This window comes from Candidatus Microbacterium colombiense (genome assembly GCA_029203165.1).
In the GTDB taxonomy this organism is placed as follows: Bacteria; Actinomycetota; Actinomycetes; order Actinomycetales; family Microbacteriaceae; genus Microbacterium; species Microbacterium colombiense.
The window spans coordinates 2,379,617-2,391,489 of record CP119308.1 but is presented as its reverse complement, the minus strand read 5'-3'; the positions used below and the strand labels follow the sequence as shown (position 1 = coordinate 2,391,489).

At 67.8% G+C, this 11,873-nt stretch carries 10 protein-coding genes and 1 tRNA gene; 4 read left to right on the top strand and 7 right to left on the bottom strand.

Annotated features, from left to right (window positions below):
- Positions 1 to 155 precede the first annotated feature (155 nt).
- Positions 156 to 941: a hypothetical protein gene (locus tag P0Y60_11570; protein ID WEK59982.1), complete on the top strand. Its 786-nt coding sequence runs from the start codon at positions 156 to 158 to the stop codon at positions 939 to 941.
- 170 nt (positions 942 to 1,111) lie between these two features.
- Positions 1,112 to 1,615, top strand: a complete 504-nt coding sequence (locus P0Y60_11565) for a DUF3145 domain-containing protein (GenBank protein WEK62909.1) — start codon at positions 1,112 to 1,114, stop codon at positions 1,613 to 1,615.
- A gap of 145 nt (positions 1,616 to 1,760) precedes the next feature.
- On the opposite strand, the gene P0Y60_11560 is transcribed toward P0Y60_11565, so the two are convergent.
- A complete protein-coding gene (locus P0Y60_11560; protein ID WEK59981.1) occupies positions 1,761 to 3,164 on the bottom strand; it encodes a PLP-dependent aminotransferase family protein in 1,404 nt (467 codons plus the stop codon).
- 95 nt (positions 3,165 to 3,259) lie between these two features.
- Between P0Y60_11560 and P0Y60_11555 the strand changes: the two genes are divergently transcribed.
- On the top strand, positions 3,260 to 3,925 hold the full coding sequence (locus tag P0Y60_11555; GenBank protein WEK59980.1) for a hypothetical protein: 666 nt from the start codon (positions 3,260 to 3,262) through the stop codon (positions 3,923 to 3,925).
- 80 nt (positions 3,926 to 4,005) lie between these two features.
- Here P0Y60_11555 and P0Y60_11550 read toward each other — a convergent pair whose 3' ends face one another.
- From P0Y60_11550 to aceE, 6 genes are all read right to left on the bottom strand, one after another.
- The gene (locus P0Y60_11550) at positions 4,006 to 5,244 is read right to left on the bottom strand and encodes a beta-ketoacyl-[acyl-carrier-protein] synthase family protein (protein ID WEK59979.1); all 1,239 of its coding nucleotides are present in this window, start codon (positions 5,242 to 5,244) and stop codon (positions 4,006 to 4,008) included.
- Positions 5,245 to 5,337: 93 nt separating this feature from the next.
- Complete coding sequence (locus P0Y60_11545) at positions 5,338 to 5,586, bottom strand: acyl carrier protein (protein WEK59978.1); 249 nt, start codon at positions 5,584 to 5,586, stop codon at positions 5,338 to 5,340.
- 68 nt (positions 5,587 to 5,654) lie between these two features.
- Positions 5,655 to 6,656: a ketoacyl-ACP synthase III gene (locus P0Y60_11540; protein ID WEK59977.1), complete on the bottom strand. Its 1,002-nt coding sequence runs from the start codon at positions 6,654 to 6,656 to the stop codon at positions 5,655 to 5,657.
- Entirely contained in the window at positions 6,653 to 7,573 is a 921-nt protein-coding gene (locus P0Y60_11535; protein ID WEK59976.1) for an ACP S-malonyltransferase, read from the bottom strand. Before P0Y60_11535 ends, P0Y60_11540 begins: the two co-directional genes overlap by 4 nt.
- Before the next feature lie 97 nt (positions 7,574 to 7,670).
- Entirely contained in the window at positions 7,671 to 8,873 is a 1,203-nt protein-coding gene (locus tag P0Y60_11530) for a helix-turn-helix domain-containing protein (GenBank protein ID WEK59975.1), read from the bottom strand.
- A 31-nt stretch (positions 8,874 to 8,904) separates the two neighbouring features.
- Positions 8,905 to 11,631, bottom strand: a complete 2,727-nt coding sequence (gene aceE, locus P0Y60_11525; protein WEK59974.1) for a pyruvate dehydrogenase (acetyl-transferring), homodimeric type — start codon at positions 11,629 to 11,631, stop codon at positions 8,905 to 8,907.
- Positions 11,632 to 11,785: 154 nt separating this feature from the next.
- Between aceE and P0Y60_11520 the strand changes: the two genes are divergently transcribed.
- Positions 11,786 to 11,858: transfer RNA gene (locus tag P0Y60_11520), tRNA-Val, on the top strand.
- Positions 11,859 to 11,873 lie beyond the last annotated feature (15 nt).

The window sequence follows — 11,873 nt, the reverse complement described above, 5'->3', positions numbered from 1 at the left end:
TCGTCCTCCCGTAGCGCGGGGCTCCGCGGACTCGCCGGGCGCCCGATTCAGTCTATTCGCTTATTCACGGCGGCCCTCGGGGGACGCGGTCGAGGTCGCTGTTAGGCTTGCCTTATCAGGGCCTGTTAAAACGTGCTGGCCCCCGATGAAAGGACATGACCTACATCATGGGATACATCAAATCCGCCGCGCTCGAGGAAAAGGGCTTCGTCGTCCTCGACAGCTACAACCAGGAACTCGACCCCAAAGAGTGGCTGGACATCGAGTACAACGACTGGAAGTCGTCGGGTGACACCCGATTCGCTCCGCTCGCGAGTGCCTTCGGTGACATCGAGTGCAACGGCTTCTGGAACCACAAGCCCCCGCGCACCGACAAGGACGGCGTGTGGATCGACGCGCAGACCGAGAAGGCCCCGAACCTGACGCGTCGCGCGCAGGAGCCGGGCGCGAACGTCGGCCGGTGCCGTGTGATCGAGCTGCAGCCCACGCCGTACGGTGACTGCCTCTACAACCTGCACCAGGACGACAACAACCGTCTGAACCCCGACGGCACAGGCTGGGTCGTGCGTGGCTTCTTCAACCTGACCGACGACAAGGACAGCTACTTCGTCCTGCGTGAGAACCGCACCGACCCCAGCATCGAGTACCGCATCGCTCTTCCGGCCGGCGCTCAGCTGATCGTCGACACGCAGCGCCTCTGGCACGCGGCGACGCACAACGGTGACGAGCCGCGTTACTGCCTCATCACGTCGTGGACGTCGGGCCCCGAGCTGGACGCCTACATCGCCAAGTACAACGGCACCGACGATGTGCCCAACTACGAGGTCGCCCAGGATGTGCTTGAGAACGGCTACGCCGAGCAGGCCCGTAAGGATGCTGCGCGCGCCGCCTACTACGCGGCCAAGGGACAGCAGGTCAAGCAGGCGATGAGCGAGGCCTGAGCCTCGTTCTCGACGACGAAGGCCCCGGTCGGATGACCGGGGCCTTCGTCGTCGGAACTACATGCTTGTGATTTCTTCCAGAGTGGGCGAGAATGGCCCCATAACCGCATATTCTCGCCACTTCGTGGTTCAGGTCGTTGGGGAAGACGCACCTGATGAACGGAGAAATCATGGCGACGGCTTACGCACGCGGAGTGGTCTACGTCCACTCGGCGCCTCGCGCGCTCTGCCCGCACCTCGAATGGGCGGTCGGTCGCGCTATCGGGCGTGCGGTGAATTTCGACTGGATCGACCAGCCGGTGCTCGACGGTGCCCGTCGCGCCGAGTTCTACTGGGACGGTCCGGTGGGCACGGGAGCAGCTCTGGCGACGGCGATTCGCGGCTGGGAGCACCTCCGCTTCGAGGTCACCGAAGATCCCACGCCTCGCAGTGACGGTGGACGGTGGCTGCACACTCCCGACCTCGGCATCCACTACGCGCAGACCGATGCCGCCGGCAACATCGTGATCGGCGAGGATCGCATCCGCTACGCGATGGAGATCGCGGCAGGGAGTGCCGCCGAGCTGCAGCGCGAGCTCGACATCGCGCTCGGGGCCGCCTGGGACGAGGAGCTGGAGCCGTTCCGCCACGCGAGCGACGACGCGCGCGTCGTCTGGTTGCACAAGGTCGGATAGGTTCCGGCCAACATGAGCCTGGAACGGGCGAGGCGTGAGTATCGGATGCCGGTGAGTCATCCCGGACGCTGAGAAGACGTTTCCCCGTTCCCTATGACGAGAACCCCGCCCCTGGTGACAGCGGCGGGGTTCTCGTCGTCCGGAATCAGATGACCGCTGCGTGGCGGACTTCGGCCGGTTCCGTGACGACACCGCGGCGGAGATCGTCCCACGCCAGACGCAGTCGAGCCATCGCATCGGCCGTGCGCTCCGGCGGAAGCGTGATCGGGATGCGCAGACGGCGCTCGAGCACACCGCCGGTCGAGAACCGCGGGCCGGGCGGCAGCAGGAGTCGATGCTCACGCGCGGACAGGGAGAGCGTCGTCGACAGCGGAGCGCCGAGGTCGAGCCAGGTCGACAATCCGCCGGGTGTCGGGGGCATGTCGACGCCGTCGATGCCGGCCAGCCCGGCGCTGACGGCCGCGCGTCCGGCGCGGAGTCGCTCACGGACATGCGAGGTGAGGGCGGTCATGTCATCGAGCAGCTCCACGGCGATGCACTGTTCGAGCAGCGCCGTGCCCAGCTCGAACGACGGCCGGACGGCGAGCAACCGGTCGATGAGCGACCGATCCGCACGGATCCACCCGAGGCGGAGCCCACCCCACGCGATCTTCGACATCGACCCGACAGTGATGACCTCGGGGCTGAACGAGCTCATCGGCAGGGGAGTCCACCCGCGATCGATGTCGAGCTCTGCGGTCGTCTCGTCGATGATCAGGTGCGTTCCCGCACTGCGCGCCGTCGTGGCGATCCGACCCCGTTCTTCGTCGGGCAGTGTCGCGCCCGTCGGGTTGTGGAAGTCGGGGATCAGATAGGCGACGTGGGGATGGCTGCTGAGCAGAGTCTCGGTGAGGTGGCGCGGGTCCCAGCCGTCGGCATCGACGGGCGTCGGGAGCAGACGATAGTCGTGCCGGCGCAACGCCTCGAGCGCGTGAGGGAACGTCGGCTGCTCGACGAGCGCGCGTTCTCCACGCCGGCCGATCGTGGCGAGGATGAGGTTCAGGGCGTTGAGCGCGCCGGAGGTGATGATGATCTGGTCGGCTGTGGTCGCGGCGCCGCGCTCGGTGTAACGGCGGGCGACGGCGTCGCGCAGCTCGGGCAGGCCTCGAAGCGAGTATCCGCTGGTTCCCCGAAGCGCCGCGAGCCGGGGCAGTGAGCGCACCGTCGCGTCGTACAGGCCCGGCGTGGAGTCCATCGAGGCGATCGAGAGGTCGATGGCGCTCTCGTCGTCGGGCCCGGACGTCAGAAGGGTGGAGTGCGGCAGATCGACCCGCGTGCTCCCGCCATGCAGACGGGACACGTAGCCGTCGGCATCGAGCAGGCCGTACACCCGCGTCATCGTCGAGCGCGATCTGCGCAATTCGAGGGCGAGCGCTCGCTCGCTGGGCAGGCGTTCGCCCACCGTCAGTCGTCCATCGAGGATCAGCGCACGGATCTGTGCGGCGAGCTCGGCAGCCGTGGAGCCTGCCGCGTTCTGGGCGCCGAGCTGCTCCACCAGGCGTGATGTCATCTGCCCAGCATGCCCTAAAGTGGCTTCACATTCGCAGGCCACTTGTCGTCGAGTGGTCTCGCGATCCGAGGGGCTGCGGCATCCACCATAGAGGGATGCACCTCCGTTCCATCCTCCTTCCCCTCGCCGCCACGAGTCGTCGCGACCTCGTCGAGCGCATCGTGCAGCTGCTCGTCGGGCTGTTCCTCTACGGCGTCGCGCTGGGCCTGATGGTGCGCGGCGGCATCGGCGTCGCCCCGTGGGACGTACTGGCGTTGGGTGTGGTTGCCCAGAGCGGGCTCGGCTATGGCACCGTGACGGTGCTCGTCTCGATCGTCGTGCTGCTGCTGTGGATCCCCCTCCGTCAACGTGTGGGGCTGGGCACCCTGCTCAATGCGCTCCTGATCGGTCCCAGTGCCGACCTCACGCTTGCCGTGATCCCCGCACCGCCGTCCATCTGGGTGGGAGCGCCGATGTTCGTCGCCGGACTCGTGCTTCTCGCCTTCGCGACAGGCCTCTACATCGCCGCGAACTTCGGTCCTGGTCCGCGGGACGGGCTCATGACGGGACTCGTGCGCATCACCGGGTGGCGGGTGTGGATCGTGCGCACGCTCATCGAGGGAAGTGTGCTGCTCGTCGGTTTCCTGCTCGGCGGCCCCGTCGGGGTCGGTACCGTGCTGTTCGCCTTCGGTGTCGGTCCGTTGATCGGGTGGTTCCTTCCGCTGCTCACGAGATCCCGCGAGCAACGATCGCGTCGCCTGGCCGCCGTGGCCGCTTCCTGATCGGTGCCCGCGCAGACGAACGGCGCAGACGAACGGCGCAGACGAACGGCCCCGGGGCCGTTCGTCTGCGCACGTGCGTGTCAGTCGGCGCTCGCGACGGCGAGGACGGCATTGTGGCCGCCGAAGCCGAACGAGTTGCTGATGGCGATCTGCGGACCGTCGCCGAGCGGTGTCGGCTCGCCCGAGAGGCGGAACGGCACGGCCGGGTCCGGCTCGGTCATGTTGATCGTGGGAGGCGCGACGCGGTCACGCAGCGCGAGCAGCGAGAAGATCGCCTCGAGTGCGCCTGTGCCACCGAGCAGGTGACCGGTCGACGCCTTCGTGGCGGAGACCGGGATCTCGTCGAGACGCTCGCCGAAGACACGCTTCAGAGCCACGTACTCGTTCGGGTCACCGACCGGGGTCGACGTCGCGTGGGCGTTGATGTGCGTGACCTGATCCGCGGTGATGCCGGCCTCTTCGAGGGCCTGGATGACCGCGCGCGCAGCCCCTGCGCCCTCGGGGTCGTTGCCGGTGATGTGGTAAGCGTCGGCCGTCACGCCGCCGCCGAGCACGTAGCCGTAGATCTTGGCGCCACGGGCCTTGGCGTGCTCCTCGGTCTCGAGGATGAGAACGGCCGCACCCTCGCCCATGACGAAACCGTCACGGTCGATCGCGCCCGGACGGGAGGCATGCTCCGGGTCGTCATTGCGTCGGGAGAGCGCCTGCGCCGATGCGAAGGACGCCATGGTGATCGGGTGGATCGCCGACTCGGCGCCACCGGCGATCACGACGTCGGCAAGGCCCTCCTGCAGGTGGTGGAAGGCGTGGATGATGGACTCCGTGCTGGATGCGCACGCGCTCACCACGGTCTGCGCGTAGGCGCGGGCTTCGAACTGCAGCGACAGGTTTCCCGCAGCGGCGTTCGGCATGAGCATCGGGACCGTGAGCGGCATGACGCGGCGCGGGCCCTTCTCGCGCAGGGTGTCCCACGCGTCGAGCAGCGTCCACAGCCCGCCGATGCCGGTGGCGAAGTCGACGCCGAGGCGCTCGGGGGCGACGTCGGGAGATCCCGCGTCCGCCCACGCCTCGCGGGCGGCGATCAGCGCGAACTGCGCGGAAGGATCGAGGCGCTTCGCCTCGTGCCGGGGGAGGACTTCCTCCGGCCGCACGATCGCCTCAGCGGCGAAGGTGACGGGAAGTTCGTACTGCTTCACCCAGTCGTGCTCGAGGGTGCGCGTACCGGATTTGCCAGCCAGGAGATTGGCCCAGTTGTCCGGCGCAGTCCCGCCGATGGCGGAAGTGGCGCCGATGCCGGTGACGACGATGCGCTTGGTCATGGTGTGGTTCCTTGTCGGGCGGGGTGGAGCGGATGTGCGGGCAAGCCGGAGGATGCCACGCCCCGCGACGGCGGGGGTGGCATCCTGCGTGGATTACTCCTGGCCTGCGACGATGAAGCTGACGGCGTCGCCGACGGTCTTCAGGTTCTTGACCTCGTCGTCGGGGATGGTGACGCCGAACTTCTCCTCGGCGTTGACGACGATCGTCATCATGGAGATCGAGTCGATGTCGAGGTCATCCGTGAACGACTTCTCGAGGGCGACCTCGGAAGCGTTGATGCCGGTCTCGTCGGTGATGAGTTCTGCGAGACCTGCGAGGACCTCGTCGTTGGTGAAAGCCATGTGGTCTTCCTCTTTCTTGCGGGTTGTATTCGGAACCGTGGAACAGTCTAGGGAAGGTCGGGTCGTTCTCAGGGGAGGACGACGACCTGGGCGGCGAAGACGAGGCCCGCGCCGAAGCCGATCTGCAGAGCCAGACCGCCGGAGAGTTCGGGGTGCTCAGTCATGAGTCGGTGGCTCGCGAGCGGGATCGACGCCGCAGAGGTGTTGCCCGTCGTCTCGATGTCGCGCGCGATCACGGTCGTCTCGGGGAGCTTCAGCTGCTTGGCGAACTCGTCGATGATGCGCATGTTGGCCTGGTGCGGGATGAAGGCGGCGATGTCCTTCGCCTCGACGCCCGCCTTGTCGAGCGCTTCGCGGGCGACCTTCGCCATCTCCCACACCGCCCAACGGAACACCGTCTGGCCTTCTTGGCGCAGGGTGGGCCACGGCACTTCGCCGTCGCGGAACTCGGTGAGGGTGCCGTTCATGCCGACGGCGTCGGCCTTCGAACCGTCCGAGCCCCACACGGCAGGGGCGATGCCGGGCGTGTCGCTCGGGCCGATCAGCGCGGCGCCGGCGCCATCGCCCAGGAGGAACGAGATGCTGCGGTCTGCAGGGTCGACGATGTCGGACAGCTTCTCGGTGCCGATCACCAGGGCGTAGCGCGCGGCTCCCGCACGGATCAGTGCGTCGGCCTGAGCCACGGCGTAGGAGTATCCGGCGCAGGCGGCGTTGATGTCGTATGCGGCGGCGGGGTTCGCGCCGACACGGTCGGCCACGATCGCCGAGACTGACGGAGACTGCTTGGGGTTGCTGATCGTGGCGACGATGACGAGATCGACCTGATCGGCGCTGATGCCGGACTTCTCGATCGCCTCGGCGGCCGCGGTCGTCGCGAGATCGATCGCATCGGTCGTCTTGTCGGCGCGGGCGCGCGTGATGATGCCCGTGCGCTGACGGATCCATTCGTCGCTCGAGTCGATCGGACCGATGAGGTCTTCGTTCGGCACGGCGTTCTCGCCACGGGCGGCGCCGTAGGAGTAGATGCGCGTGTAGGCGGGACCCGTGATCTGGGCCAGGGTGACGCTCATGCGGCTTCTCCGTTCAGCAGCGCGACGGCCGCATCGAGATCTTCAGGGGTCTTCACGGCGACCGTCGGCACGCCGCGCAGCCCGCGCTTCGCGAGTCCGGTGAGAGCACCGGCCGGAGCGAGTTCGATGAGTCCGGTGATGCCGCGATCGGCGAACGAGGCCATGCACTTGTCCCATCGCACCGGCGAGGAAACCTGATCGACCAGATACGACAGGGCCTGAGCACCGTCGGTCACCTCGGAGCCGTCGCGGTTGGTCCACAGCGGGAGCGTCGGGTCGGCAGGTTCGATGTCGGCGACGGCATCGCGCAGTGCGGCGACCGCGGCAGCCATGTAGGTCGTGTGGAAGGCGCCGGCGACCTGGAGCGGAATCACGCGCGTGCCTCTGACAGGCTCCTCGGCGAGAGCCGCGAGCGCCGGGAGTGCGCCGGCGACGACGAGCTGACCGCCGCCGTTGTAGTTGGCGGGGGAAAGGTCGAGTTCGGCGAGGCGGGCGAGGATCGCCTCCTCGTCGCCGCCCAGAACCGCACTCATCCCCGTAGGGGTCTCTGCCGCGGCATCGGCCATCGCGCGACCGCGGATGCCGACCAGGCGCATGCCCGTCGCCGCATCGATGACTCCGCTCGAGACGAGCGCGGCGATCTCGCCGACCGAGTGTCCGGCGACGCCGTCGGCCTGTCGCGCACCGCGGGCCGCGAGGGCGTCGGCGGTGATCAGCGAGGCCGCGACGATGAGGGGCTGGGCGATGCGCGTATCGCGGATCGTGTCGGCATCCGACACCGTTCCGTGCTGGTGCAGATCGACCTGCGCGGCCTCGGAGTACGCCGCGAGGCGTTCAGCCACGCCGTCGAGCTCCAGCCAAGGGGAGAGGAAACCGGGGGTCTGCGAGCCCTGACCAGGGCAGACGACGACAATCACCTGTACAGTCTGCCAACGATTGCGCGTGAGCGGTGGATGATCCATCACAAGATTCGAAGAAACCCTTGTGTGTGGCGCACAGCGCCATCGCGCGAAGTCAGCGGGGTGGCCGTCGGAGGGCCGGCCGGCGTCGACTCTGCTCGGCAGCACCGATCGAGCCGAGGATCAGCGCGGTCTGCAGGATGAGAGCCTCGCGCGGGCCGGTGGCATCCCAGCCGATGACCTCGCTGACGCGCTTGAGCCGGTAGCGCACGGTGTTGGGGTGCACGAAGAGTTCGCGCGCCGTCGCCTCGAGCGAGCGTCCGTTGTCGAGATAGCTCCACAGGGTCGTCACGAGGTCGGTGGAGTGCGCCTGGAGCGGGCGGAAGATGCGTTCGATCAGCGTCTGCTTGGCGAGCGGATCGCCGGCGAGGGCGCGCTCCGGGAGCAGGTCGTCGGCATCGACGGGCCGTGGGGCGCTGCGCCACGCTCGTGCCACGGCGAATCCCGCGAGGGCGGCTCTGGCGCTCTGGCTCGCATCGACCAGGGCCGCGACCGCCGGTCCCAGGACGACATAGCCGGGACCGAAAGACGGCTCCAGACGCGAGGCGATCTCCTGGAAGCCGAGTTCGTCCTCGTCCTCCTCGTCTTCCTGTCCGGCCACGCGGGCGCGACCGAGCACGAGCACGAGTCGGGAGCCCTGCACGCCGATGAGCACGTCGACGGCGAGCTTGCGGGCGGTGCGGCGCACCTGATCGACGTCGAACTGCGGGGGAGTCGTGCCGACCAGCACGGCGACCTCGCCGTGTCCGTGCCAGCCGAGAGCGGCGATGCGGCTGGGCAGCTCCTCATCGGCCTCGCCCGTGAGGATCGAGTCGACGACGAGCGCTTCCAGACGGGCGTCCCAGAGCCCGCGGGCTTCGGCGGCGCGGGCATAGACGTCGGCGGCGGCGAAGGCCACGTCGCGCGAGTAGAGCAGGATCGCCTCACGGAGGTCGTCGCCGCGGCCGGCCACGCGCTCCTCGGTCACCTCGACCGTCACGCGGATCAGCTGCAGCGTCTGCTGCAGACTGACGCTGCGCAACAGCTCGCGGGGCGCGGCGGCGAAGATGTCGGCCGCGATCCACGGTGTCGAGGTGGGGTCCTCGTACCACTGGATGAACGAGGTGATGCCGGCCTGAGCCACCAGCCCGACGGCAGAGCGTCGGGCCGGTGGCATGTCGGCGTACCAGGGGAGGGTGTCCTCCAACCGCTTGATCGTCACCGAGGCGATGTCACCGGAGATCCGGCGCAGCCAGGTGAGAGTGGCGGTCTTGTCCATTCCGCGTGGAGACGAACCTGTCACCGACGGATCAGCTCTCGCCACCTGCGTTGCCGCTGGTGCCGGCGTTCACATCGTGCAGGCGGTACTTCTCGATCGCCTGTGCCGCGAGCGAGCGATCGACGACGCCGTCCTCGGCGAGCGACTGCAGCGTGCGGACCACGATCGACGGGCCGTCGATCTTGAAGAACCGGCGGGCGGCGGCGCGGGTGTCGGAGAAGCCGAAGCCGTCCGCACCGAGCGTCGCGAAACGCTGTGGAACCCACGGGCGGATCTGGTCCTGCACCGCGTGCATGTAGTCGCTGACGGCGACGACCGGGCCCTGAGCGCCCTGCAGCTTCTGCGTGAGGTAGGCCGTGCGGGGCTCCTCCTCGGGGTGCAGGAAGTTGTGCTCGTCGGCGGCGAGACCGTCACGACGCAGCTCGGTCCAGGAGGTGACCGACCAGACATCGGCGATCACACCCCAGTCCTGCTTCAGCAGCTGCTGCGCCTCGATGGCCCAGGGGAGTCCGACGCCCGATGCGAACAGCTGCGCACGGGGACCGTCGCCCTCGCCGACCGAGATGCGGTGGATGCCGCGCACGATGCCGTCGACGTCCACGTTCTCCGGCTCAGCGGGCATCACGAGAGGTTCGTTGTAGAGCGTGATGTAGTACATCACGTTCGGGTCCTCGTGCTGTCCGCCGTACATGCGCTCGAGACCCGAACGCACGATGTGCGCGATCTCGTAGCCGTAGGCCGGGTCGTACGAGACCGTCGCCGGGTTGGTGGCGGCGAGCAGGTGCGAGTGGCCGTCGGCGTGCTGCAGGCCCTCACCGGTGAGCGTCGTGCGACCGGCCGTCGCACCCATGATGAACCCGCGGGCCATCTGGTCGCCGGCCGCCCACTGGGCGTCGCCGGTGCGCTGGAAGCCGAACATCGAGTAGAAGATGTAGATCGGGATCAGCGGTTCGCCGTGGGTGGCGTATGACGTGCCGGCGGCCGTGAAGGCTGCGAGAGCGCCGGCCTCGTTGATGCCGACGTGCACGATCTGGCCCTGCGGGCTCTCCTTGTAGGCGAGGAGCAGCTCACGGTCGACCGACGTGTAGTGCTGGCCGTTCGGGTTGTAGATCTTCGCCGTCGGGAAGTACGCGTCCAGACCGAACGTGCGCGCTTCGTCCGGGATGATCGGCACGATGCGGTGGCCGAAGTCCTTCGAGCGGAGCAGATCCTTCAGCAGTCGGACGAACGCCATGGTGGTGGCGATCTCCTGCGTGCCGGAACCCTTCTTGGGAAGGGCGTACGCGGCGTCATCCGGCAGCGACAGGCCGACGTGCGTCGAACGGCGCTCGGGGAGGAAGCCTCCCAGCGCCCGGCGGCGCTCGAGCATGTACTGGATCGTCTCGTCCTGCGCGCCCGGGTTGTAGTACGGGGGCAGGTACGGGTTCTCCTCGAGCTGCGCGTCCGTGATCGGGATGTGCATCGCGTCGCGGAACGTCTTGAGGTTGTCCAGCGTCATCTTCTTCATCTGGTGCGTCGCGTTGCGCCCCTCGAACTGCGGACCGAGGCCATAGCCCTTGACGGTCTTCGCGAGGATGACGGTGGGCTTGCCCTTGTGCTCGGTCGCTGCCTTGAAGGCGGCGTAGACCTTGCGGTAGTCGTGCCCACCACGCTTGAGGTTCCAGATGTCGTCGTCGGAGTAGTCCTTGACGAGCGCGGCAGCCCGCTCATCGCGGCCGAAGAAGTGCTCACGGATGTACGCGCCGGACTCGGCCTTGAACGTCTGGTAGTCACCGTCGGGGGTGACGTTCATGATGTTGAGCAGAGCGCCCTCGGTGTCACGGGCGAGCAGGTCGTCCCATTCGCGACCCCAGACGACCTTGATGACGTTCCAGCCGGCACCGCGGAAGAACGACTCCAGCTCCTGGACGATCTTGCCGTTGCCGCGCACCGGGCCGTCGAGACGCTGCAGGTTGCAGTTCACGATGAAGGTGAGGTTGTCGAGACCCTCGTTGGCTGCGACCTGGAGCTGTCCGCGGCTCTCGACCTCGTCCATCTCGCCGTCGCCGAGGAATGCCCAGACGTGCGAGGCGGAGGTGTCCTTGATGCCGCGGTTCTCGACGTACTTGTTCGACATCGCCTGGTAGATCGCGTTGATCGGACCGAGGCCCATCGACACGGTCGGGAACTGCCAGTAATCCGGCATCAGTCGCGGGTGCGGGTACGACGGGATGCCGTCGGGGCCGTGCGACTTCTCCTGGCGGAAACCGTCGAGCTGGTTCTCGGTCAGGCGGCCTTCGAGGAAGGAACGCGCGTACGTACCGGGGGAGGCGTGGCCCTGGATGAAGATCTGGTCTCCACCCCCGGGGTTGTCGGCACCCTTGAAAAAGTGGTTGAAGCCGACTTCGTACAGCGCGGCAGACGACGCGTAGGTCGAGATGTGTCCGCCGACACCGATGCCGGGGCGCTGGGCGCGGTGCACCGTGATCGCGGCGTTCCACCGGATCCAGGCGCGGTAGCGGCGCTCGATCTCTTCGTCGCCGGGGAACTCCGGCTCGTTCTCGCTCGCGATGGTGTTGATGTAGTCGGTGGTCGGGACCATCGGCACGCCCAGGTGCAGCTCCTTGGAGCGCTTGAGCAGGCTGAGCATGATCTCGCGGCCGCGGCCGTGGCCCTTGGCATCCACCAGCTCATCGAGCGACTGCTGCCACTCGCCGGTCTCATCCGGATCGCTGTCTTGGGGGCCCTGGGAATACGGATCCTGGTCGTGCACAGTCACGGGGGAGCCTTTCGTCAAGCTGGCAGGTCATGCCAATGAAACGGGAAGCGACGCGGGCAGCCTTGTCGGCTGTACACAACGCGCGCCTGAATCACCTTATCCCTGTTCGACGACACAGTCGCGCACCGGCATCCGGATAGACTTGTCATCACCAGGGCCTTTAGCTCAGCTGGTAGAGCGCCACGTTTACACCGTGGATGTCGTCGGTTCGATCCCGGCAGGGCCCACCCCATCAAGCGGGT

Coding starts and splice junctions, on each gene's coding strand:
- P0Y60_11540 (WEK59977.1), bottom strand. CDS start 6,656: ATGAGCGTCACCCTGGCCCAGATCACGGGTCCCGCCTACACGCGCATC.
- P0Y60_11550 (WEK59979.1), bottom strand. CDS start 5,244: ATGACCAAGCGCATCGTCGTCACCGGCATCGGCGCCACTTCCGCCATC.
- P0Y60_11555 (WEK59980.1), top strand. CDS start 3,260: ATGCACCTCCGTTCCATCCTCCTTCCCCTCGCCGCCACGAGTCGTCGC.
- P0Y60_11530 (WEK59975.1), bottom strand. CDS start 8,873: ATGGACAAGACCGCCACTCTCACCTGGCTGCGCCGGATCTCCGGTGAC.
- P0Y60_11565 (WEK62909.1), top strand. CDS start 1,112: ATGGCGACGGCTTACGCACGCGGAGTGGTCTACGTCCACTCGGCGCCT.
- P0Y60_11545 (WEK59978.1), bottom strand. CDS start 5,586: ATGGCTTTCACCAACGACGAGGTCCTCGCAGGTCTCGCAGAACTCATC.
- P0Y60_11570 (WEK59982.1), top strand. CDS start 156: ATGACCTACATCATGGGATACATCAAATCCGCCGCGCTCGAGGAAAAG.
- P0Y60_11560 (WEK59981.1), bottom strand. CDS start 3,164: ATGACATCACGCCTGGTGGAGCAGCTCGGCGCCCAGAACGCGGCAGGC.